This is a genomic window from Psychrobium sp. nBUS_13, assembly GCF_051201665.1.
Lineage (GTDB): Bacteria > Pseudomonadota > Gammaproteobacteria > Enterobacterales > Psychrobiaceae > Psychrobium.
Map to the genome: position 1 here is coordinate 4,033,030 of NZ_CP179210.1, position 24,038 is coordinate 4,057,067.

Genomic DNA, 24,038 nt, shown 5'->3' on the forward strand with positions numbered 1-24,038 from the left:
AATACTCGCATCCTTATTCAATTGCAGTTAAACTCATTTCATCTGACAAAATCTTATACTCCAATGACTCACGAAACCTTGCTCGAAGTTGCTGTTCCAACGCCGCTTACCAGACCTTTTAACTACCTCTGCCCTACGGAAATTAAACTTCCCGTCGTTGGTGCACGTGTGGTCGTGCCGTTTGGTTCAAGAGAGCTAACAGGTATGGTAACAAACCACGTTACCGAACTTGACGATTCAATTGATGAAAGCAAACTCAAACCTATTATTTCAGCGCTAGATGATGAACCACTCCAACCGCCGTCATTTCATAAATTGCTAACGTGGGCGAGTAACTATTATCACTACTCACTTGGTGAAATTTATAATCAATCGTGGCCAGCCTTATTAAGAAAAGGCGAAGCAGCAATACTCCAGCCTGTTATGCAATGGCAACTCTCCGAACAAGGAAAGCTCACCGAGTTAGATGAGCTAAAGCGCGCTAAAAAACAACAACAATTACTAGCGCACATGCAGCAAAATCCGATTCAAACACCTCAACAACTTAAAGATTCGGAATTTGCGTCACCAGCTATCAAGGCGTGTACTGAAAAAGGCCTAATCGAACTGACAGAAAAACCAACGCCTGCGCCCTGCCTCTGGAATGAAGACAACATTAATCAAAACGACAAACTTGTTTTAAACCCTGAACAAGCAATTGCCGTCGCAGCCATTAATAACAAAACCACGTATCAAACCAGTTTATTATTAGGCATAACCGGCAGTGGTAAAACCGAGGTCTATTTACAAGCGATTGAGCGAGTGATTAGCGAAGGTAAACAAGCCTTAGTTATGGTGCCCGAAATTGGATTAACACCTCAAACACTTAGCCGTTTTCAGCGCCGTTTTAATGTGCCTATTGTCTTCTTACATTCAGCACTGAATGACAAAGAGCGATTAGATGGTTGGCTCAAAGCTAAACAAGGCTTAGCTGCCATTATTATTGGTACGCGCTCAGCTATATTCACCCCGATGTTAAAACCAGGCATGATTATTGTTGATGAAGAGCACGATGGCTCATTCAAGCAACAAGATACCTTTAGATATAACGCCCGTGATCTAGCCGTCGTTCGTGCTAACACCGAAAACATCCCACTCGTCATGGGCAGCGCAACGCCAAGTTTTGAAACGATTCACAATGCCGACATGGGTAAATATCAGCTATTAACGCTCACTAAGCGTGCTGGAAATGCAAGTAACGCCAGTCATCAGCTTATTGATATTAAAGGGCTGCAATTACAAAGCGGATTGTCACCACAACTCATTGAGTTAATGCGTCATCATCTCGATCGTGGCAATCAGGTGATGATATTTTTAAATCGTCGCGGTTATGCACCTGCTTTGCTTTGTCACGAGTGTGGTTGGGTTGGTGATTGTCAACGCTGTGACGCCAATTACACCGTTCATCAACAATATCGTTATATTCAATGTCATCATTGCGGTGACCAGCATCCCATTCCTTATCAATGCCCAGGATGCGGCAGTACGCAATTAGTTACAGCTGGTGTAGGCACAGAACAATTAGAGCACACCATTAACGAATTATTTCCCGAGTTTAAGAGTGTACGAATCGATCGCGATAGCACTCGCCGCAAAGGCGCGCTTGATGAATCACTTAATGCCATCAATAACAACGATTACCAAATTCTCATCGGTACCCAAATGCTTGCCAAAGGACATCATTTTCCCGATGTCACCTTAGTCGCAGTGTTAGATGTTGATAGCGCACTATTTAGCGGTGACTTTCGAGCCAGCGAAAAGCTCGCCCAGCTATATCTACAGGTTTCAGGCCGTGCAGGACGTGCGAGTAAGCCGGGACAAGTCGCGCTGCAAACTCACCATCCGGAACACGCTCTGCTGCAACTACTCAACGATAAAGGCTATATGGCGTTTAGTGAAGTTGCTATGAAAGAGCGTCGCATTGCTCAACTACCGCCTTATTGGCACATGGCGCTACTGCGCATCGAATCCCATAAAGGCGATCTCATTACCGCTTTTAATCAAACTATTCACGATGTCGCCATGCCTTTGCTGCAACAACTAGGTAGCAAAGACCATCCATTACGTCAAATCGGTCCAATGCCATCACCAATGGAGCGCCGCGCCGGTAAATATCGCTGGCAAGTGATCTTTGAAGCATCAACGCGGAGTCGATTACATGCGTTTATTGATGCACTGCAAATAGAATTAGCAAAACACAAATCAAGCCACAAGGTACGCTGGTCAATAGATGTTGACCCAATAGACATGATTTAAACCGCTAATTTAGTTCAATCAAAGATAAGACTAAAGTCTGCTTTTAAAAAAAATTGCTGAAAATTGTTAAATTTGCGCTAAAGCGCCCTAGTGACGCCAGATTTTTTACGATAGACTTAGCCGTTATAGCCACGCCAGATGCGGGCAAATAATTACATAATGTGAACAACAATCAGACTAGTGGTAAACAAACCTAATGAAAGACAATATCCAGCAATTACTTGAACAGACCGTCGAAATTTTAAAGCAAGAGAATATCTTGCCAGCAGATGCTGCGCCGCGAATTCAAGTAGACCGAACCAAGGATAAGTCTCATGGTGATTTCGCCACTAACCTAGCGTTAATGACATCAAAAGCGGCGGGTAAAAATCCACGCGAATTAGCGCAGTTAATTTGCCAGCATTTACCAGCATCTGCCGTTATCGAAAAAACCGATATCGCTGGTCCTGGTTTCATTAACTTTTTCGTTGCTGACAATGCACTAACAGACCAACTAGAAGCCGCTTATCAAGACAGCCGCTTAAACATTCAAGTTGTTGCTAATCCACAAAACATCGTCGTTGATTACAGCGCACCAAATCTTGCTAAAGAAATGCACGTAGGTCACCTGCGTTCAGCAATTATTGGCGACAGCGTAGTACGCACTCTAGAGTTTTTAGGCCACAAAGTAACCCGTCAAAACCACGTTGGTGACTGGGGTACACAGTTTGGCATGTTGCTAACCTACATGGAGCGTTTGCAACAACAAGGCGGTGAAATCTCAATGGAGCTTCACAACCTAGAGCAATTCTACCGCGCCGCAAAAACGTGTTTCGACGAAGACGAAAGCTTCTCAACACGCGCTCGTGAAATGGTTGTAAAGCTACAAGGCGGCGATGAAAACTGTCAGAAATTATGGCAACAATTTATCGATATCTCGCTGAGTCACTGTCAAGAAACCTACGACCGTTTAGGTGTAAGCCTAACCCGCGAAGACGTGATGGCTGAAAGCTCATACAACAACCTGCTAGCTGGCGTTGTTGAATCATTAGAATCACAAGGTCTATTAGTTGAAGACAACGGCGCAAAGTGTGTGTTCCTTGATGAATTCAAAGGTAAAAACGACGAACCTCTGCCAATCATCATTCAAAAAACCGGTGGCGGCTTCTTGTATGCAACAACCGACATGGCAGCGACTCGCTACCGTAACGACGTATTAAATGCCGATCGCGTTTTATACTTTGTAGATGCGCGTCAAAGCCTGCATTTCCAACAAATCTTTACCCTCGCCAAAAAAGCTAACTTTGCTCGCCCAGAAATGTCGCTTGAGCACATGGCGTTCGGTACCGTAATGGGTGAAGATGGCAAACCATTCAAAACTCGCTCGGGTGAAGTCGCTAAATTAGCTGACCTACTAACCGAAGCACAACAACGTGCTTTTGATTTAGTAAAATCTAAAAATCCAGACATGAGCGAAGAGGAGCTGAAAAAAATCGGTGACGTTGTTGGTATCTCAGCTGTGAAATACGCTGATTTATCTAAAACACGTACCAGCGATTACACATTCAGCTTCGACAGCATGCTAAGTTTTGAAGGTAACACCGCACCATACATCTTGTATGCATACACTCGTGTATCGAGCATCTTTGCAAAAGCTGGTGTTGATGCAGCTAACTTACAGGGCGATATTCAACTTAACAGCGATCAAGAGAAAGCATTAGGTGCTAAGTTAATGCAATTTAACGAAGCAGTTAACCAAGTAGCCGACAAAGGCTTGCCACACGTTATGTGTAGCTACTTGTTCGACCTTGCTGGTACCTTCTCGAGCTTCTACGAAGCCTGCCCAATTCTAGTTGGCGATGATGAAGCACTTAAGCAAAGTCGTCTAAAGCTAGCAGCACTAACAGCTAAAACCTTAAAACAAGGTTTATCGCTATTAGGCATCGAGACGTTGGAGCGCATGTAATCCATGCCTGATCACGCTAAAAAAGGCCGCCCAAGAAAACCGGCGGCCAAACGCAATACTCGCGGCAAAAAAGCACAACCAAGCGGCCCTAAGCCGCGTGTATGGTTTATGCTATTTTTGGTGATTTTGATTGCTGGTGGTTTCGGCTACTTTTTAATGTACATTAATGGTAGCGCAGAAGAACAATCTGTTGTTATTGAAAAAGTTAAGCCCAAGAAAAAAACTGTTGCTAAAAACACACCGCTACCTCAAGCTCCACAAGAGTCTTGGGTGTACGAGTCACTTGATAAAAAGGAAATCACCGTCGATTTACCAGACGATGATATCAAAACGGTCAATCGACGTTATCGCTTGCAATGTGCAAGCTTTAAAGCATTATCTCAAGCAGAAGAGATGAAAGCTAAAATGGCCTTTATGGGTGAAGAGCCCAATATCAAAAAGGTTAAAGGTTCAAAGGGCACTTGGTATCAAGTTATCCTCGGACCATATGACAACAAGCGTCAGGCTGAAAAAACGCGCCACAAAATGCAGCGCGCCAACATCAATACTTGTGAGATTCTTTACTGGACCTAATTCCTCTTAAATTCCGGTTCTAAAGTCAGTTGAAATAGAAATAAGAAAGACATCAATTCGAACGCAAATTGATGTCTTTTATTTTCATAGAACAAAAATTATCTAAACCTCGATTATTGAAATCAATGATGCTTGGGATTTTAAATGTTTTGCATTAGACATTACGTTGTCTTTTAGTTTCTCTAAATAAACTTGTTCTTGCTTCGAAAACTTATTGAACTGGACTAAATCGGGGATAAACGATGTATCAGTTAAAGTAGTCACAACCTTATCTACTAAACCTGAAAGTAATCTTGCCAATAGTTTTTTGTCGATCTCACAAGTCTCAGCAAAGTCAGCCAGTTGATAGGCATTGATATCATTAGGATCAAATTCATCCCCCATTGCCATTGCTAATACGTGTTTAAACTGCGGAAACATTGCAATATTTACGAGATCGTAAGCTGGTGTAAAGCTACTTTTTTCTTTGCCCCAAAACAAAGACACGTTTTTACCGTGACTATCATAATTACTAATGATCAAATTAAATAACTGCCAGTTAATTAGCCATTGCGTACTTTGGGCAGGGGAAGACATCAATTGAGTGAACTCAAATAATTTAGGCAGGCTTGCACCATCTCTAATATGCTGCACATCCCTGTTATCTCCCAAATTTCGTTCGTATTTGTAATCTCTAGGTAAATTTAACGCTTGGCAGCCATCGATAACGTGCCTTCTCAATACCTGTTTGTTCTCTGGACCATACTTTCGATCAAAACGTTGAACAATAAGCGCAGGGTGTTTTCCAAATCGAATAAACTCGACTTCAGCTGTTGATAAACCGACTGCTGCGGATAGTTTCATACAAAAAAACTCGTTCAAAACTAGATTCAAACAATTCTTCTTTTCAAATTTTAAAATATGGGTAGAACATAAAGCACCATCACCAAATCCAATATCGCCATTTTCATTGATGAATACATTCAGTTTATCCTGAACACCCGCTACGCTGAGCCTAGGCTTATCATCCCAAGTTAACAGGCCGACGTCGTCTTTAATATCTAATCGATTTTCAAGTTCTCTTTCACTAAGTAGTCTAAAAATTGGTTCATTTTCAATTTTCTCAATGCCGTTAGGAGCAAAAGTAACGGCACCTGAAAGGTCTTCACCTATTTCACGTATTTGAGAGAAAACATTCTTTTCTGAAACACCTGCCCGTTCAGCGAGCAGTAGTCTAGCCTGTCCTTCTGGTAAAGCATTATCAAGGAAGTTATATGTAACAGAGACATCGTGATTGTTATCAAGCGTTAAACGTGGAGATATCGCAAATCCATTTTGCTGCCAATCTTCGGTGTAATCTAATTTAAGCAACCCCGTAGCTTTGTTCTGCGATAATTCACCGATAACTGTTTGAGAAAATTTAACCTTTAGGCTGTAAGCGTCTAGTTCATCACTCATCATTAAACCCACTCGTCATCGGCTATTGAGTCAGGCATTAATAGCTCTTTTGTTGATAACTTTATTCCCACCCCTTGTAACACTGAAAATACAGTCTGACAACGTACAATTGGCGTTGCCATTTTCAATACGTGATAACGTATTTATACCGACTCCACAAAGCGCAGCGCAGTCAGCCAATCTCATGTTCAACTGTGTTCGTTTTGCTTTAACCAACTTACCTAACACTTCGGCATCTTCTATAAATGCCGCGCTGGGCATGTCTGAAACTTTAACTCGATTAGCCATATTAAACGCGCCCCATAATTCACCGTTAACAGTGATTATATAAATAGGATTGGTATTAGCAAGAGATATTCACCACTATCAGTGAATAAATGAATTTATGGTAAGAAAAGATAAATATTCACCATTATTAGTGAATATTTATCATAATGAACACCACTCAATAAATCGTTACTTAATCCTTGTAGCCCCAAGGCGCCGTGGGCGGAGTTATCGGTTTAGTCAAATCAAAGTCCACTCTAAACTCACGCCCTTCTCGGATCATGCGATAGGTGAATTTTTCAGGGTAAATGAACATTTGCCACGTGTTGCCGTTTGACTGTGGAATGCCGTGTTTTACAAACATTGCTTTGGAGTATTGGTCGGCGGGAAATGATTGTACGCGATCCCAACCTGCATCAAGTGTGTGACCGCCGTACATGGTTGATTTTTCGTAGTTGCCATCAGGCTGACGATGGTCGTGTTTTAACGAAATACCCGACCCCGTTTTGGTTAAAATCCACGTGCGTGAGGCATCATCGCCGACATGAAATGGAATTTGCAATTCGCGGTCACTACAACGGCGAACATGCATGACTAACTTCTTGCCAGCAAAGCTGCCGCCTTTGGCGTTATCAACAGTTATCTTGCCTTCATACGCTTTACCGCAGTGTTTTCTAATATGATCAAAATAAGCATCATGCGTTGCAATAGATACTTGAGGTGCCGGTAATATAACCGATTTACCGCTCGTGTTCTTTCCTGCGGCATTGGTTGAAACAGAACTTCCAAGTGCAACAGCGCCAACAATCAAACGGGATAACATGGATATTTTCATCACTGTAATTTCGGTAAATAAACGTTAGCAGTGATAGTAACAGCTTTATGATTACATATGGAAATGTGCCCATATTTCGCTAAAAATAAAAAAGCACATAACGGCGCCCTTATTCAACATTCTGGATCTGATTAGAGACTAAAACAACATCACTAAACTTCTTTGCGATCACCATAACGAACAATCTAACCCGTTATATAGGCTCCTAAAAAGAATGTCGCAGATCAAAATGCGTTATCATAAAAAAATGCAAGGCCATTTACGAGTAACAAGAACGTCGTTATAGAAGCTCAGTTGTTACCGCTTTTCTTGTTGCTGCTAATTGTTTTGTGATCAACTTACTGGTTGATAACGAAACACCTAGCGATTGTGCAGTCTTTTGAAAGTTTTCGATCACATCTACTGTTTCTTCAATGACTAGTTTGGCATCGCTCCATTTAGCAAAACCAGCGGAGTGAGCTAACTTTTGTGCGGCTTTTAATGGAGGTGTTTTTCCATATCCAGCAAATGACGTTGCATGTTCTCCAAATGGGTGAGGACTGAACGTTACATCATAAAATGGCGCAGGTTGCCAGGCGCCATGATCATTTTGTAGAAAAGCCCAGTTTTTGCTGTGATCGTCATGATTACACGCCAATAAATTAAACATCGCACGCCTGAATTGAAGTTGACCTACTGCTGGTGATTTACATAGTGTACGGCTTGCACGTATTAAATCATCATAATCCAAACTCGGTGTTCTAAAATCTGCATCTAATAGACCACATGCACTATGCATATGAAGTCTACCCGAGGGCTGATTTTCATTATTGATAAAGTCAAAACGCTTCAGCGCTAACCACTGTTTCGCACCAGACTGTTTAGGTGCATTAAGCAATGTCCATTGTGGCGGGTTGAGGTTTGCCTGCTTGGCTAATGTGAGGTATGCAGCTTCGCATAATCCCTCCTCATGGCCTAACGCTAAATTGCTAGACGTGAATTTTACAATCCACGCATCGTCATTTTGTTGTTCAATGGTATGGCATTCATCAAATTTACTTCCTTGCACATAAATTTGTGCTTTTGGTCTAGCCCCGCCTGAGCTTCCAGCGGCGACTAGTGCTGCGAGTACTTCTTGAGCTTGTCCGTCAAATACTTTTTGTGCGTTGATACCAAGTTCAGATAAGCTAATTTTATCTTCGGCAGATGAAGCATAACCAGAAACAGGTGAAAACGATAAGCCACCTAACGCTGTATCTCCTACAAATGCCAGTCGATCCATCGCTGTAATATGCGTAGGTAACAAGTCATTTTGTCTGAAGATTCTATCTTGTAATAGTAAGCCCCAGCCATCAGGTAATGCATCAGCAAAAACACCATGTAACCCGGAGTGTAATGACTTATTTGCAAGGTTAAGATTGGTATCTGCACGCAATGTAAAAGGCGATAAATTACCAAACTTAGCAAGATAAGAGGCATCGTATTGAAAAAAAACGCCTTGTCTACTTTGTGCAAGTACACCTACATCAATCATATTGCCATTTGATAATCGACGATGAACTAATAATTTTTTAATTGTTTTATGAGCCATCTCTTAATACCTCCTCAATAGTCTTCGGAACACTAGAGCGCTGAGAGATAGATTGAGTCAGCTGATAAAAACGATTTAAGTCATCTAAAGACTGCCACAGCAATAACAGCTGTCTAAACGATATTTGCCCCGTTAATTCAAACTTTTTAATCGTGGAGGCTGGAACGGTACTTTGTAAAGCTAGCGCCTCACGAGAAAGCTTAGATTGCTCTCTTAAACTTCTCAGGTGCGACGCAAACGCTAGCTGAATATCTGATTCAATTAAAAGTGGAGACATAACAACCTCAATAGATACTATTATGTCCAATTTAACACAATAAAAAATAAATTAGATACTATTATGTCTTATAAGGTGGGCTGTTTATTTAATATAACATCACCAAACTTCTTTCCGATCACCATAACGAACAATCCATCCCGTTATATAGGCCCCTAAGAAGAATGTCGCACATCCGAATTTATCATCATTAAAAAACAAAAATACAAAGCCGAGTGCCAATAAAAAAACTCGACCATGAGTACGTGGCGTCTGGTGTATACACCAAACATGTTGGCTCTGAACCACCAAGGCAGCTCTTTCCATTGTGCAGATTCTTTGTCAATCACTGTGATTTCCTCCGTTAGTTTTGAAATATCTACTTCAAAAACAGCGGCGAGGCATTTGAGTGTATCTAAGCTGGCTTTATTGCCACTTTCGACACGTTGAATAGTGCGTACATTTAGGCCACAGGCGTCAGCTAACTGTTCTTGAGACCAACGATTTTTCTCTCGTAGTTTTTTAACTATCATAAAGGACCTGTTCATCTTTCGTGAATGTTTTTGCAGCGAATTGTTCGTGCTTTATACAAGGCAGAGCCTGCGACGCTTAGTGGATTAAGCTAGCTGGCTATAACGCCGTAGAAATCTCGAACAAGCGCTGTCAATTGCACAAAACCCATTCTCCGGCAGATCAACAGGTCCCCCGATTCCTCACCAATGTTCGGAAAAATATTGCCATTAGATTAGCATTATCGACCACGACTTTCGCCCGACATTCGCTATTTTATTGGCTTTTCACTATGTAAATAGGCACTAACTAACTTCGTTCACAAAGGCGATAACATGCGGGAAATAGTCATCCACAGCCTTGGGATGAGTCAACATATTGATGTGATCGTAATCTAGCGCATTACCGTTGGCCTTACTTAAAATGGTGTGTTTACCATGACCCATTTCTTCGCTAAAACGTCTGACGTCTTTTGGATGACCAAGCACCGGATCTTTCAGTGCGGCAATAAACCACGTGCGCGGCCAGTTAACATTTTTAGCGGCGCTAGCATAATCGAATCCATCTCGCGGATCGATCCATGCCACATCGCGCACCCACAATTGCCCTTCACTAATGGATAAATAGGTTTCGTTATCGCTGCCCATTTTCCACTGTTTAAATGGGAAGAACCCTTTTTTCTTCGCGAGCCAAGGGCCAAAGCGTTTCCATAAAAACTCCACTTTAAACAGACGCTCGAAACTCCATTGTTTAATGGTGCGCTTGGTACCAAAAAAGACCTGTGATTCAACAGAATCCACCAACTCTGGAAAACGTATTAGCGCCGCACACATTACGACACCGCCCCATGAGTGCGCCATCCAGTGAATTTTAGAGTGATTTTTATGACGCCCAAGTACCCAGCGATGACATTCAGGTAGCGTATGGGCAATCATTTCAAATTGACCGTGATTATTATCTTTGCCAATCGGCGGTGTGCTTTGGCCACGACCGCGTGAATCAATCACATAAACGGTATGACCAGCACGCGCTAACGTGCTTGCCAAGCCCTTGCCTGATTTTGAGTAAAAAATGCGACCATCTTCAATCGCCCCATGCAGCATTAACACCGGTGGTAAATCGCTAGGCTTATCAGGCGATATTTCACGAAGGTGAATTGAATGGTCGTCAAAATCGACGAAATGAGACTGTTGGTTAATCATAAAGTAGCGTCTTACCGACTATTTAAACGTGAGTTTAAAATATATGATTAACCAAGGTCATACAACTTCTATTCATTAATGCTGAGCAATTAAAAAATCTGCCAGTGATTTACTATCAATATCACAATGCCCGCCTTCTCTAGGCTCCCACTGTAGCGGTATATTGCGGCGTTTAGCCAAAACTACTAGCGATAAAGAGCCGTCCATGCAGCCCCAATCATCGCGCTTACCACAACTTAAATACAATGGCGTAGTTATAGATTTTTTACCATCTTTAAGAGCTTCAATTACATCTAACGTTCGCCATTGTTCATCATTTTCGTAAAGTGCTCGTCCCATAATCATCATCATCAATCCACGCTGAATCGATGTTGTAGAACTTCCCAAATAGCTAATCAAACTCTTCAAATCATCAAACGGAGATACCATTGGTAATGGCGGGCACAAGGCCGCCACTCCATCAAACTTAGGAGTTCCTTGCCCCCACAGTGTTAACACGCTCACTCCACCCATCGACTCTCCTACAGCCAATCGCTCTGCGACATTAAACGGCAGAGTACTTTCAATATTCGGTATGAGTACCTCGTTGAGTTGCCGCAATGAATCTTGATTTAACAACCACAATGGCCCGAGTGATACACTCACAACTGTTGGTACGTCTGCGCCTTTCTTACGCCAATGTTGATTGATTTCTCCGGTGTAATAAGTGTCATCATTCCACCAGCGCTCATTGCCATTTCGACCGTGAAAATAATAAATAACTCGCTCACTCTTGCTTTCAAGATCGCGAGAAATGCAATAACTGAATGCTTCACGCTCAGTTGCAATTTGGCATTGCATTGTTAAAGAAGAAATAGGTAATGGTTGATAAGACGAAGGATTAGATACTAGCGGAAGACACAGCGCCGGCAGCCACCAAAATATAAAGAATAGCGTAGTAAGTGCTAACAATATTCCAGCTAGCGTTCTAATAAATAATTTTTTTATACTAATTTTTGTCATGGTTAACTCAATGCAGTTTGCACCGAACAACCGATACCACTGCAACTATTTAGAGGTTGAAAATGGCATACGCTTCAGCTTTATAACTGGCTGTAATAGCCGAACTGACAGTATGATTACACCGATAAGAAAGCTCACGACCGCGAAATCCAAATATCTAAAATTATTGTGAATCTCATATTGCTGGTTAAAGTCAGCGCCTTTGAGTGTCGGAATTAAAATATCAATCACCCACGCGCCCACTAACAACACAGTAATCAGAAACGCGATGGCCCAGCTAAAGCGTTTCAACATGTCAAATAGCGATGCAGAGACAGGCCCATCAATAATTTCATCAGCGCCCAATGACTCCTCTTGAAATACAGCACTAAGAGATTTCATCGTTTCAAGTGATCCACTGCCGCCTTTCTCAATGCGCTGAATAGTCCGTACGCTTAGTCCCGCTGCTTCAGCTAGTTGTTCTTGACTCCAGCAACGTGCTAATCGCAATGCCGATACTTTTTTGCCATCTAATTTCATTATTCTTACTCAAGGTTGTGTGCCCTGAAATATCAGTGGCAACAAACTATAAAATTTAAGGTTGAGATAACACGTCATATTAATGACCTTTACCTGACAAAGCCACGACATCCTCACGTCACAAAGGATTTTCATGGCGAACAATCAATAAAAGCCTTGAAAAGCAAATGCGCGTCCCCATTTCTACAATATGTCTGATTTGATGTATTCAAATCAAAAATTTCGCGCACTCTGCGCTTATCTCATATAAAGGACAGATAATGACTACGATAGTATCTGTACGCCGTGAAGGCAAAGTTGTCATCGCTGGTGATGGTCAAGTATCACTGGGTAACACAGTAATGAAAGGCAATGCACGAAAAGTGCGTCGTTTATACAACAACAAAGTATTAGCAGGATTTGCTGGCGGCACCGCCGATGCGTTTACTTTATTTGAGCGCTTTGAAGCTAAATTAGAAATGCATCAAGGACATTTAACCAAAGCCGCTGTTGAACTAGCGAAAGATTGGCGTAGTGATCGCGGTTTGCGTAAACTTGAAGCTTTGTTGGCCGTTGCAGATCATGAAGCGTCGTTAATCATCACTGGTAATGGCGATGTTATTCAGCCAGAAAATGATTTAATTGCCATTGGTTCAGGTGGTCCTTTTGCGCAAGCAGCAGCTACGGCACTGCTTGAAAACACAGAATTAGGCGCTAACGATATCGCTACTCGCGCTCTCACAATTGCTGGTGATATCTGTGTATTTACCAACGGTAACCAAACTGTTGAAACCTTAGACATCGAAACAGACAAAGCGTAGGACGATACCATGACACAGATGACACCAAGAGAAATTGTTTCAGAGCTAGACGCTCACATCATTGGTCAAAGCGACGCAAAACGCGCTGTTTCTATCGCGCTGCGCAATCGCTGGCGTCGACTGCAACTTAACGATGAGTTGCGCCAAGAAGTTACGCCTAAAAATATTCTAATGATCGGTCCTACCGGCGTTGGTAAAACCGAAATCGCTCGTCGTTTAGCCAAGCTTGCTAACGCACCTTTTATTAAAGTAGAAGCGACTAAATTCACTGAAGTGGGTTATGTAGGTAAAGAAGTTGATCAAATCATTCGTGATTTAGCCGACGTTGCCCTAAACATCACACGTGAAGAACAAATGAGTAAAGTACGTTATGCCGCAGAAGAAGCTGCTGAAGAACGTATATTAGATGCTTTATTACCACCAGCACGTGGCGGTTTTGAAGAAGAAGAAAAATCGACAGATTCTAGCACACGCCAAGTATTCCGTAAGAAATTGCGTGAAGGTAAACTAGACGATAAAGAAATCGAAATTGAAGTTGCAGCGCCACAAGTAGGCGTTGAAATCATGGCACCTCCAGGCATGGAAGAAATGACCAACCAACTTCAAGGCATGTTCCAAAACATGGGTAACGCACCAGCTAAGAAACGTAAGATGAAAATCAAAGACGCGTTCAAAGCATTGCAAGAAGAAGAAGCTGCCAAGCTTGTTAATCAAGATGATTTGAAAGAACAAGCTGTCGACATGGCCGAGCAAAACGGTATCGTATTTATCGACGAAATCGACAAAATTTGTAAGCGTGGTGAAGCGTCTGGCCCTGATGTTTCTCGTGAAGGTGTACAGCGCGATTTACTACCATTAATCGAAGGCTGTACCGTTTCAACTAAACACGGTATGGTGAAAACCGATCACATCTTGTTTATCACCTCTGGTGCATTCCAAGTGTCTAAGCCGTCAGATTTGATTCCTGAACTGCAAGGTCGTTTACCAATTCGTGTTGAGTTAAGTGCATTATCAACTGAAGATTTTGTACGTATTTTAACAGAGCCAAACGCTTCACTGACCGAGCAACACAAAGCGTTGTTAGCGACGGAAGGCGTTGATATTGAATTTACTGACTGTGGTATCCAGCGTATTGCGGAGTCTGCATGGCAAGTAAATGAGCGTACTGAAAACATCGGTGCACGTCGTCTTCACACAGTACTAGAGCGCCTAATGGAAGAGCTTTCTTACCACGCGTCAGATCGCACTGGCGAGTCAGTAACAATCGACGCGGCTTACGTTGATAAATACTTAGACGATTTAGTTCAGAATGAAGATTTGAGCCAGTTTATTCTTTAATTTATACACTGCATACAAGAGCCGTTTAATCATTTGATTAAACGGCTTTTTTTATTTTTATAATTGAGTAATACTACGAAAATAAAACAAAAATCAGGCAACGGAATGTATAAGCAAGTCAGCATCTTTATCACGCTATTGTGTTTATCAATCACAGTTAACGCTCAGCACTTAGCGCAAAACCAATACGTTAAAGATCAAGTTATAGTCACATTCGATTTGAAGCAAAAAATTGATGGCTTAGATTTTGAAGTAAACTATATTTATCAACCCATTGAGAGTGACTTAACAGTTTACATCGGCAAGAAGTTATTTGACGGTGAACATTGCCCACCTGAAGGATTTACTACCAAATTAACCCAACATATTGCAGTTTATAGAGACGAAAAATTAATCTGGAAGGGTAACGGTTACTTTGATTCTTTACGTTTTTCGTCTGACGGAAAAACATTCAAAGTTTTTCGCCATTTCCATAATAAAAGTCAGAAAATTATCATTAATGATTTAGTCACCATACATGAAAATAGGTTTGCGCATTACGAAGAGGGTTACGTTCCGGACGACCAAGAATCTCGCCCTTGTTTCTTGAACTACGAAGGATTTGATGAGCATCTCATTTCAAATTCAGGGACACACTCTCTTTCATTTTTTATACACGACGGACTAGAAACACCGTTTTCTATTTGTACGATAAAAAAGCAAGAAAGTGGCTTAGTTTGTCAAGAAGTTAAACCCGACTGGACAAATCCAAATGCTTTTTTCAAAGCACAAATTGTCAGTGAGAATGAAGTATATGTGCTGTATGAGCATATGCTAACAAGACAGAGCCCTAGTAAGACATTTTGGAATACAAAATTTTCAGATAAATTTCATGAAAAATTCAACAATTTTTTTGTCTATAAAAACCTTCTCATTGTAAACGGAATGAATGACATAGCTGTTTTTGATAAAAGTAATGGGCAGATACTTTGGCAACGCTCGAGACGAGGTGAAGAAAAAGTCTTACAGACATTTGATTCAGTATTTGCTAAAAATAATCAACTCATATTCCAGCTTGAAGGCACCACTATCCACGGCGCGCAAAGCTTAAGTCAGTTCATAGAGTAAGTAATGAATATTACCCTTATCAAACAACACTGTTTCTCTTATCTGCTAGAAGTTCATTTTAGCGATGATTACCGTCAGCTTATTGGCTTTGAGATGCTGCGAGTTTATACCAATTTGATTAAGTTTGTGATCTTGTTTTGCGAAGGAACAACAAATGAAGGCAAGGCGCTTGATTGAGCAATAGCTGGCTATTGGGATTGAAAGCAACGCAACATTCATTTTATTTTAACCAGCAAAAGTGGGCAATAACTTTGTCAACTTGGTATTATTCCCCTAACGCCACAGTTGTTCCACAAGGCCTTAACAAACCGCCACTAGTAACAGCTAAGGCATATGTTAAGATTTTAAAATCGCAATACGATGAAAACAAGTTAGATATCTTGTTTGACGATGGACATCAAAGTGGTAGTTACTGTGCGGAGTACTTGAGACGCCTTTGCGAAGAGCAAGATCAACTATGGTCAGACTATTTGGCGCGCGTTAGCTACGCCAAACAATTAAAAGATAATGCAATATCGCTAACGATTAGCGATTAACGCGAGAACATTCGTTTTAACTGATCTTTTCTCGCCCATAACAACAATGCCGTTAGTGCGATGTAAATACTCGGTTCAATAATTTCAGATTTCACCGACCAAATAAAATGCAGCGGCACTAACAACGCCACTGCATAAACGCTGTTATGAAGCTTTTGCCAGCGCTTGCCCATTTTTCGTTTAATTGAATTAAGCGATGTTATCGCTAATGCAAACAGCAATAAATAGGCGAGCATACCCACTAAGATATAAGGCCGTTTAACGGTCTCGGTAAGAAACAGTGACCATTCAAATAACAAATCTAAACTAATAAATGCTGCTAAATGTAATGTCGCATAGGCAAATACATAGAGCCCCATTAAGCGCCTAGTTTGCACAAGCACGCCTTGTTTAAAGCGTTTAGCAATGGGCGAAATACATAGCATGATAAGTAACGTATTAAGCGCGCCAATACCTGTGTAATGAATGATGTATTGTACCGGATCACCACCGGCTTCATCAGTCATCACTGCAAGTACCAAGTAAACAATTGGTACCAAGGCAGCCCAATGCATAAATGCTTTTACTAAAAATAAATGTTTGTTTGTTAAGCGCATAAAATTACTTAGAAATTCTTTCTTAAATCTAATCCACGATAGAGATCGGCTACTTGATCGCCATACCCATTAAACGGTAATGTCGGAATACGTTTCGCCGAGAATAAACCACCCTCAGCAATACGACGCTCACTGGCTTGTGACCAACGAGGGTGATCAACAGCAGGGTTCACATTGGCATAAAAACCGTATTCGTTGGCAGCCAATTGATTCCAACTTGTTGGCGGTCGCTGGCTGGTAACACGAATTCGAACCACTGATTTAATACTTTTAAACCCGTATTTCCACGGCACAACTAAGCGAATTGGCGCACCATTCTGAGGTGGCAGTGATTTCCCATAAAGACCAACAGCCATGAAAGTTAGATCGTTCATTGCCTCGCTAATGGTTAAACCTTCAACGTAAGGATAATGAATGCCACCACCTAAGAAGCGATTTTTCTGTCCCGGCATTTGCTCAGGATCATGTAGGGTTTCAAAAGCAACGTATTTGCCTTTGCTGGTTACCCCTGCACGCTTTAGCAACGTTGCTAGTGGGAAACCTAACCAGGGTATAACCATTGACCATGCTTCAACACAACGCATACGATAGGTACGCTGTTCCAACTCCATTAGCTTGGTGAAATCATCATAGCCCAAGGTAATTGGACGCTCTACTTCACCATCAATCACTAATGACCAAGGCTCAACTTGAAACTCTTGTGAATTTTGAGCAGGCGCTTTTTTACTGGTTCCAAATTCATAAAAATTATTATGAGTTGTTACCTTATTGTATGGCGTGACTATTTCATCTTTGGCGTAATTCGTATCTTTAGTAAATGCTAGCGGCTGCGTGACAAACTTTTTCTTTTCTTTATCCTTGCTAAAAAGATCAAAAATATCAGCTTGCGCAGCACTTGGCATGCTCGCACCAACAGCACCTAAACCCAGCGCTTTAACAATGTTACGACGATCTTTAAACACAGCTTCAGGTGTAATTTCTGAGTCGTTAATATGCCACGGCATTTTGCGCAGTAACCCTTTGGTAAATTTATTAGACACTGTGTTGCTCCAAGAAAAAATTTCACGTAATGATTAATTGATAAGACAGCGAGCAAGGGAAAAAAATTTCCTCAGTCTCCATTAAACATCTATTTATTTACTTTCATTACGCTAATTAATGAATAACGATCACTTATTTACGCTGTGTTTTGGGCTAAAAATAAAAAAGCCGACAAAGATGTCGGCTAATTTCACAATGCATCACTGCGATCTACACAATGCTTATTCACCCTCATGGTCATGACCGTGCTTCATACGTTTCTTCATGCGCTTTTTCATTTTATGCTTTTTCTTGTTCATCATTGCTAAGTACTGTTCGCGCTGTTCTTCGTTGAGCACTTGATAAATAGAATGCTTAAGCTTCATTTTTGAAATCTTGCGCTCTGCATGTTTGTCAGCGCGCTCAGCCATTTTTGCACGTACTGCTGCTTCATCGAACTCTGGCGCATTCATCAATGCGACATAATCAGCCTTCATCTGCTTGCGTTTAGCTTTCATGGCCTCTTTATCAAACTCAGGGCGTTGTTCTTTATGTGCATCAACCAGCGCTTGAATTTTCGTTGTTTGCGCTTCTGTCAGTTCTAATTTTTTAGCCATTCGCTCCATTTTAAAGCCACCTCCTGCGAAGTGACGCTCGCCAGAACCCATTGCCATAGCGCCGCCAATAACGAGAGAGCTTGATAACGCTAATGTCGCCAAAATTTTTGTTGCTGTTTTCATATCGATGTCCTTTTGTTTTAGTTCGAAATCTATACTAGCGGCCCCCATGTAAAGCAGTGAATATTTAGTGTAAAACTGTGTAAAGTAAGTGTGTTTCTTATTCACACTCGTTAGAATTCCAACCATAGATGCATCTTACTAAGGCTTGCCATGACACATTCAAACAAACTGCTACTCATTGAAGATGACCAAGAACTCAGCGAGTTATTGGTTCAACTACTGACAATGGAAGGTTACGAAGTTGATACGGCAAGTGATGGTGAATCTGGTCTAGCATTGGCACTGGAAGAAGCACATCAACTCGTATTGCTTGATGTAATGCTGCCAAAGCTCAATGGCTTTGATGTGTTGAAAAAGCTGCGCCAACAAAGTCAATTGCCAGTACTAATGCTAACGGCCAAAGGCGATGAAATAGACCGTGTTATAGGATTGGAATTTGGCGCAGATGATTATTTACCTAAGCCATTTAATGACCGCGAGTTACTTGCACGCGTTAAAGCTATTTTGCGCCGTAGTCAGTTAATGCCACAAAAAACTCAAAAATTACAGCGCGGAGATGTGGTGCTTCACCATGGTCGCCAAGAGGCATTTTGTGGTGACGAAAAACTCGATTTAACAGGTACAGAATTTTTACTGTTGTCAGAATTGCTAGAGTTTCCAGGCGAGCTATTAGAAAAAAATAATCTCAATCAGAAAGTGCTTGGTAAACGTCTACAAGCCTTTGATCGCAGTTTAGATATGCACATGTCGAACCTTCGAAAGAAACTACCACCTCGCAGCGACAATTTACCTCGCATCAAAACAGTGCGCGGTCACGGTTACATTTGGCTTGATAATTAACGGTAAGTAATAATGCCTAAGCAGTTATTTTTAAAAATATTTTTTGGATTTTGGTTTGTTACGGTTGCTCAAATGGCGGCAATTTTAGTGCTGCCTAAAATGCTTGACTCTTCCCTTAAAGTTGACCCTAAGTTAAACGCATACCATCAAAAAGTCGCGAAAACACTGCAAAAATCAACCAATCTTGAAAAGACAATTAAACGTCTTCAACACAAGATGCGCCCACCGCATTATTTAAAAAAACGTATCATTAAAAAACGTGGAAGACTCGACAGCATTTTTGTTGTGAATGAAAATAATATTGGCCTCAAAGGGGAGCGCATTCCCAAAGACATCTATTTGGCACTCATTCAACTAGAAGAAAATCCAAAGCAACGCTATTTTCACTATAAGCGCTGGGGCGTTTATGGTCCCTATAAATTTGACCATGACGGCCAAACCTATAGTTTATTTGTCAGAGACTTCGAACATAAACATCGTTCACAAATTTTAAATTTTCTTAAAGGAAACCCATGGATAGTCTTGGCTATTGTGATGATCATCAGCGCCGTCATCTGTGGCCTTTTAGCTTGGCATTTGTCCAGACCAATACGGTCATTAGATCGCAGCGCCAAACGCTTAGCACAAGGCGATTTAACCGCGCGTGCCGACAAACTTGCTCTGCGTTACCATGATGAGATTGGTCAACTAGCTAAATCATTCAACGAAATGGCGGATTCAGTACAATCGATGGTTAATGGTCAACAGCGTTTGCTGGGGGATATTTCCCATGAGATCAGAACACCATTAACGCGATTACAATTAGCCAATGCCATTCATCGTCGCCAATTTGGCGACAATGAAGAATTAACACGTATTGAGCAAGAAACTGAAACCATCGATAAAATGCTTAATCAGCTATTAGCGTTATCTCGCTCAACGCTTGCCGGTGAACATCCGTTTGAACAAACTGATTTTTCATTTTTTATGGAAGATATTATCGACAATGCGCGTTTTGAAGCCCATCAAGCTCAGGTTGAATTGGTCAACGACATTGCAGCTGACATAACTATTTCTGTTCAGTGGGATTCTCTTGCTAGTGCTATTGAAAACATCATTCGCAATGCTATTCGTTATGCTAAACAACGGGTTAATTTATCTGCCTATCAAGAAGGCGACAACCTTATTATTAATATTATTGATGATGGTTGCGGTGTCGACGACGACCATTTAGGTAACTTATTCACGCCGTTTTATCGCGTATCTACATCACGGGATCGCAAGACGGGAGGCACAGGATTAGGGCTCGCCATTGCACATGAAGCAGTGAAGCGCCATCAGGGAAATATTGTCGCGAGCAACAACAAGCAAGGTGGATTAACAGTCACAATATCTCTGCCACTAACGTCACATACACGGGGCTCTAGCAATTAAATCATAGGCTAGGTACAATGCGTGCAAAGACTCTCATTCGAGCCAAACATGTTACACGTTGCTTTATACGAACCAGAAATCCCGCCTAACACAGGCAATATTATTCGTCTGTGTGCTAACACCGGATATCACCTTCATCTTATTGAACCTTTAGGCTTTGATATTGATGATAAAAAACTAAGACGTGCCGGTTTAGACTATAGTGAGATGACCCATGTAACGCGCCATAAAAACTACCAAGCTATGCTAGAAACTGTTGCTCCCAAACGTGTATTTGCCTGCACCACTAAAGCGACATGCAGTCATAGTGAAGCCGGTTTTGAAGATGGTGACATGTTATTATTTGGCCCCGAAACTCGCGGACTCCCAATGGAGATTATAGAATCTCTGCCGCCACAACAACGAATTCGCATTCCTATGTTGCCAGAAAGTCGCAGCATGAATTTATCTAACGCGGTAGCTGTTATCGTTTACGAATCGTGGCGACAAGTCGGCTATCTGGGAGCTAAGGGTTATGAGAGCTAATCGCATACGCCATAAAAAACGCCTGCAAATTCGTCATCAATCACAACGTCGAATGGCGTTTTATGCAGAAGAAAACATGCGTAAAAACAAACCATTTCGTTGCTATTCAGATCGACAAAATAAAATTATTGGTTAGAACTTATGGATTAGACAGATTAACACTCTAAGCGCTTTATAAGACGTAAATTAATTGTTTTTATTACATAGTTATCCACAATATAATAAGGTATTCCAACAACAGCTCGTTAGAATACCCTTCTGGCTTATCTCAATTCAGAACATTTTTTCCATTGAATGTGCGACTCAATATTTTTTTCATGCGCATCTTTTGCTAGTTCGAGGTTAGCAGACCGCGTGCTATTCAATTGTTCGTATTCTTTACGAAGCTAATCCCATTTTAATGGAGCCTTACCGCCACTTACCGAATTGCATTCTTTTAGATCTAATTCTTTCATAGGCCTTTTCCTTTATAATTTCATATGTTTAATTGGGTTACTTTGTGATAAAAAAACAAGTAATGCTTATAAAACCCAGTGAGAAAATGAACACAGAAAACAACACACTGCATGATTCAAGTTCTGTGTTGCTGCAAAATCACATACAAGAAGGAATTAGCTATACATTCCATTAATTGTCGATTTTGAGTTCCATTCAATCAGCTAATTTTTAGTAAGCACTTTTAAGATAGAGCAGCATTGTAAATTCAGATAGCAGCCTAAAATCTCATTCTAAAACGCCAATCTAACCCTTTGTTATCGTAAATCAACATCTTGATGTCATTTATCTTTCGTCTTGACTAGATAAATCAACGAAACAACATAAGTGACCAATGGTCAACTTAAAAAAATTAAATAAACAATTGAATTTAAAATACTAAAAATAGATTTAAAAGATATCTTAAATTTTTATTTGGTAGTTTACTCATTAATAAACTAGGCTTTAGTTGTATTTGAAAAAGTACAGTTGGAAATCATTTTTAAATGGAATATAGTTAATTCAGAGTTGGATTAATCATCAATGGCAAGGATTGCAAATTACAACCCCTACCAGTCTTATTCCCACTATAAATGTAATTTACAATGAAATAGATTTTCGTTATAGATGCATTCAACTGATATTGCTTCCAATACGGATATATATGCCAAACGGCATAAAAATTAATTAAATTAGTAACTACTCAGCACTTCAAAGCTAGTGTTTTAAATTAATTGAAAAATAAAAAATGATCGACTTGCTTGATCATTCTGAGCCGTTATTCTATGGGTCTCTCTATTCAGTAGTTTGAGCAATGAAAATAAGCGGCATCGATATTGAAAAAAATATCGACAACATAAAAAAGCAAATCGAGACGGATAAAACATTGTCCCCATCAATGCGTGCCGCTATCGATTTATTGTTGCTTATCGTCACTTTATTGTCCCAACGGTTAGGCCTTAACAGTCGAAATAGCAGTAAACCACCATCATCAGATCCTAATCGGAAAAAGAAGCCTAACGCTAATAGTTCAAATGCATCGGGTGGGCAACTCGGTCATAAAGGAACAACTTTACCGCTTGATGAACGACCTGATATCAACCATAAAATAGTTCTTGATAGAACGCTATTACCACCAGGAAGTTATACCGATATGGGGGTGGAAACCCGTCAGGTAGTGGATATAGAGTTTAAGCGCGTCGTAACTCAATACCAAGCCCAAATTCTTGAAAACGAATTTGGTAAGCGATTCGTTGCTCCATTTCCAACGGGGGTTAATAGTCGAATTCAATATGGTAATGGGCTAAAGGCTCACGCGGTTTACTTGTCTCAATATCAGCTACTCCCTTACGAGCGTATTCGTGAATATTTTACCGACCAACTTAACATTCCACTGAGTAGTGGCAGTCTGTACAACTTCATTAATACAGCTTACCGTCATCTCGATGAGACGAATGCGCTTGAATTCATCAAGGAAAGTTTGAAGCATGAATCAGTGCTTCATGCTGATGAAACAGGCATTAACATTAACGGTCAACGTCAATGGTTACACAATGCATCATCATTAAAATGGACCTATCTATCGGCTCATGAGAAACGAGGTTGTGATGCCATCAATGCCATTGGAATACTACCCGACTTCACTGGTGTGATGTGTCATGATCACTGGAAGCCGTACTATCGTTATGATTGTCAACATGCTTTATGCAATGCTCATCATCTGCGAGAACTCACACGTGCATACGAACAGGATGGCAAGAGCTGGGCTGAAACGATGCGTATTTTTTTAATAGAGCTTAATCAGGAAGTTGAAGATAGCGGTGGAGTGATTAGCGACAAAAGACAATTAATGAGTCGCCTTCAATATCGAGATATTTTAAAAGAGGGTGAACACGAAAGCCCTCCGCCAGCGATAATCGTCGGGAAACGTGGACGCCCTAAGAAATCAAAATCGCGCAATTTATTAGAGCGATTACAGAGTTACGAAGATGATGTACTCAGATTTATGGTGGATAAAATTGTGCCTTTCACGAACAATCAGGGTGAAAATGATTTGAGAATGGTGAAAGTTCAGCAAAAGATATCGGGCTGCTTTAGAAGCAAGCATGGTTCCGTCATGTTTTTTGGCATTAGAAGCTACCTGTCAAGTTGTAAAAAACAAGGGGTCAGTGCGTCTACTGCTTTGTCATTATTATTAAACGGAGCACTACCAAATATCTTCCCCCCTGCTGAGTAGTT

The 24,038-nt window shown here is 41.0% G+C and carries 25 protein-coding genes; 13 read left to right on the top strand and 12 right to left on the bottom strand.

Annotated elements, in window-relative coordinates:
• Nucleotides 1-63: 63 nt before the first annotated feature.
• The 3 genes from priA to ACMAZF_RS18820 all read left to right on the top strand — a co-directional run bounded on the left by priA (nt 64) and on the right by ACMAZF_RS18820 (nt 4,813).
• Nucleotides 64-2,295 (top strand): primosomal protein N', encoded by a 2,232-nt coding sequence (gene priA, locus ACMAZF_RS18810; protein WP_435275238.1) that lies wholly within the window; start codon nt 64-66, stop codon nt 2,293-2,295.
• A 196-nt stretch (nt 2,296-2,491) separates the two neighbouring features.
• Complete coding sequence (argS, locus tag ACMAZF_RS18815) at nt 2,492-4,240, top strand: arginine--tRNA ligase (RefSeq protein WP_435275239.1); 1,749 nt, start codon at nt 2,492-2,494, stop codon at nt 4,238-4,240.
• Nucleotides 4,241-4,243: 3 nt separating this feature from the next.
• Nucleotides 4,244-4,813, top strand: coding sequence for an SPOR domain-containing protein (locus tag ACMAZF_RS18820; protein WP_435275240.1), 570 nt, complete (start codon nt 4,244-4,246; stop codon nt 4,811-4,813).
• Between the two features lie 102 nt (nt 4,814-4,915).
• Here the strand turns inward: ACMAZF_RS18820 and ACMAZF_RS18825 are convergent, their stop codons facing one another.
• From ACMAZF_RS18825 to ACMAZF_RS18865, 9 genes are all read right to left on the bottom strand, one after another.
• On the bottom strand, nt 4,916-6,253 hold the full coding sequence (locus tag ACMAZF_RS18825; RefSeq protein WP_435275241.1) for a HipA domain-containing protein: 1,338 nt from the start codon (nt 6,251-6,253) through the stop codon (nt 4,916-4,918).
• Nucleotides 6,254-6,280: 27 nt separating this feature from the next.
• On the bottom strand, nt 6,281-6,538 hold the full coding sequence (locus ACMAZF_RS18830; RefSeq protein WP_435275242.1) for a helix-turn-helix domain-containing protein: 258 nt from the start codon (nt 6,536-6,538) through the stop codon (nt 6,281-6,283).
• 172 nt (nt 6,539-6,710) lie between these two features.
• A complete protein-coding gene (locus tag ACMAZF_RS18835; protein ID WP_435275243.1) occupies nt 6,711-7,340 on the bottom strand; it encodes a hypothetical protein in 630 nt (209 codons plus the stop codon).
• Nucleotides 7,341-7,632: 292 nt separating this feature from the next.
• Nucleotides 7,633-8,922, bottom strand: coding sequence for a type II toxin-antitoxin system HipA family toxin (locus ACMAZF_RS18840; RefSeq protein WP_435275244.1), 1,290 nt, complete (start codon nt 8,920-8,922; stop codon nt 7,633-7,635).
• Complete coding sequence (locus ACMAZF_RS18845; RefSeq protein ID WP_435275245.1) at nt 8,912-9,199, bottom strand: helix-turn-helix domain-containing protein; 288 nt, start codon at nt 9,197-9,199, stop codon at nt 8,912-8,914. Before ACMAZF_RS18845 ends, ACMAZF_RS18840 begins: the two co-directional genes overlap by 11 nt.
• Before the next feature lie 155 nt (nt 9,200-9,354).
• On the bottom strand, nt 9,355-9,711 hold the full coding sequence (locus ACMAZF_RS18850; RefSeq protein WP_435275246.1) for a helix-turn-helix domain-containing protein: 357 nt from the start codon (nt 9,709-9,711) through the stop codon (nt 9,355-9,357).
• A gap of 282 nt (nt 9,712-9,993) precedes the next feature.
• A complete protein-coding gene (locus ACMAZF_RS18855) occupies nt 9,994-10,890 on the bottom strand; it encodes an alpha/beta fold hydrolase (RefSeq protein ID WP_435275247.1) in 897 nt (298 codons plus the stop codon).
• A 75-nt stretch (nt 10,891-10,965) separates the two neighbouring features.
• On the bottom strand, nt 10,966-11,892 hold the full coding sequence (locus tag ACMAZF_RS18860; RefSeq protein ID WP_435275248.1) for an alpha/beta hydrolase-fold protein: 927 nt from the start codon (nt 11,890-11,892) through the stop codon (nt 10,966-10,968).
• A 45-nt stretch (nt 11,893-11,937) separates the two neighbouring features.
• Entirely contained in the window at nt 11,938-12,411 is a 474-nt protein-coding gene (locus ACMAZF_RS18865; RefSeq protein WP_435275249.1) for a helix-turn-helix domain-containing protein, read from the bottom strand.
• Nucleotides 12,412-12,671: 260 nt separating this feature from the next.
• Here ACMAZF_RS18865 and hslV point away from each other — a divergent pair, with 260 nt between their 5' ends.
• From hslV to ACMAZF_RS18890, 5 genes are all read left to right on the top strand, one after another.
• Nucleotides 12,672-13,211, top strand: a complete 540-nt coding sequence (hslV, locus tag ACMAZF_RS18870) for an ATP-dependent protease subunit HslV (RefSeq protein WP_435275250.1) — start codon at nt 12,672-12,674, stop codon at nt 13,209-13,211.
• 9 nt (nt 13,212-13,220) lie between these two features.
• Nucleotides 13,221-14,549 (top strand): HslU--HslV peptidase ATPase subunit, encoded by a 1,329-nt coding sequence (hslU, locus tag ACMAZF_RS18875; protein ID WP_435275251.1) that lies wholly within the window; start codon nt 13,221-13,223, stop codon nt 14,547-14,549.
• Nucleotides 14,550-14,654: 105 nt separating this feature from the next.
• Entirely contained in the window at nt 14,655-15,656 is a 1,002-nt protein-coding gene (locus ACMAZF_RS18880) for a hypothetical protein (RefSeq protein ID WP_435275252.1), read from the top strand.
• Between the two features lie 3 nt (nt 15,657-15,659).
• Entirely contained in the window at nt 15,660-15,833 is a 174-nt protein-coding gene (locus ACMAZF_RS18885; protein ID WP_435275253.1) for a hypothetical protein, read from the top strand.
• Nucleotides 15,830-16,192 (top strand): gamma-butyrobetaine hydroxylase-like domain-containing protein, encoded by a 363-nt coding sequence (locus ACMAZF_RS18890; protein WP_435275254.1) that lies wholly within the window; start codon nt 15,830-15,832, stop codon nt 16,190-16,192. The genes ACMAZF_RS18885 and ACMAZF_RS18890 overlap by 4 nt, the downstream gene beginning before the upstream one ends.
• On the opposite strand, the gene msrQ is transcribed toward ACMAZF_RS18890, so the two are convergent.
• From msrQ to ACMAZF_RS18905, 3 genes are all read right to left on the bottom strand, one after another.
• Nucleotides 16,189-16,788: a protein-methionine-sulfoxide reductase heme-binding subunit MsrQ gene (msrQ, locus tag ACMAZF_RS18895; RefSeq protein ID WP_435275255.1), complete on the bottom strand. Its 600-nt coding sequence runs from the start codon at nt 16,786-16,788 to the stop codon at nt 16,189-16,191. The genes ACMAZF_RS18890 and msrQ overlap by 4 nt on opposite strands.
• A gap of 8 nt (nt 16,789-16,796) precedes the next feature.
• Entirely contained in the window at nt 16,797-17,792 is a 996-nt protein-coding gene (gene msrP / locus ACMAZF_RS18900) for a protein-methionine-sulfoxide reductase catalytic subunit MsrP (protein ID WP_435277286.1), read from the bottom strand.
• Nucleotides 17,793-18,050: 258 nt separating this feature from the next.
• Nucleotides 18,051-18,548, bottom strand: coding sequence for a Spy/CpxP family protein refolding chaperone (locus tag ACMAZF_RS18905; RefSeq protein WP_435275256.1), 498 nt, complete (start codon nt 18,546-18,548; stop codon nt 18,051-18,053).
• A 150-nt stretch (nt 18,549-18,698) separates the two neighbouring features.
• Between ACMAZF_RS18905 and ACMAZF_RS18910 the strand changes: the two genes are divergently transcribed.
• From ACMAZF_RS18910 to tnpC, 5 genes are all read left to right on the top strand, one after another.
• The gene (locus ACMAZF_RS18910; RefSeq protein ID WP_435275257.1) at nt 18,699-19,388 is read left to right on the top strand and encodes a response regulator; all 690 of its coding nucleotides are present in this window, start codon (nt 18,699-18,701) and stop codon (nt 19,386-19,388) included.
• Nucleotides 19,389-19,400: 12 nt separating this feature from the next.
• Entirely contained in the window at nt 19,401-20,801 is a 1,401-nt protein-coding gene (locus ACMAZF_RS18915) for an ATP-binding protein (protein ID WP_435275258.1), read from the top strand.
• A gap of 48 nt (nt 20,802-20,849) precedes the next feature.
• The gene (gene trmL / locus ACMAZF_RS18920) at nt 20,850-21,326 is read left to right on the top strand and encodes a tRNA (uridine(34)/cytosine(34)/5-carboxymethylaminomethyluridine(34)-2'-O)-methyltransferase TrmL (RefSeq protein WP_435275259.1); all 477 of its coding nucleotides are present in this window, start codon (nt 20,850-20,852) and stop codon (nt 21,324-21,326) included.
• The gene (locus ACMAZF_RS18925) at nt 21,316-21,462 is read left to right on the top strand and encodes a hypothetical protein (RefSeq protein ID WP_435275260.1); all 147 of its coding nucleotides are present in this window, start codon (nt 21,316-21,318) and stop codon (nt 21,460-21,462) included. Before trmL ends, ACMAZF_RS18925 begins: the two co-directional genes overlap by 11 nt.
• A gap of 1,152 nt (nt 21,463-22,614) precedes the next feature.
• Nucleotides 22,615-24,036, top strand: coding sequence for an IS66 family transposase (tnpC, locus tag ACMAZF_RS18930; protein WP_435275261.1), 1,422 nt, complete (start codon nt 22,615-22,617; stop codon nt 24,034-24,036).
• Nucleotides 24,037-24,038: the final 2 nt, after the last annotated feature.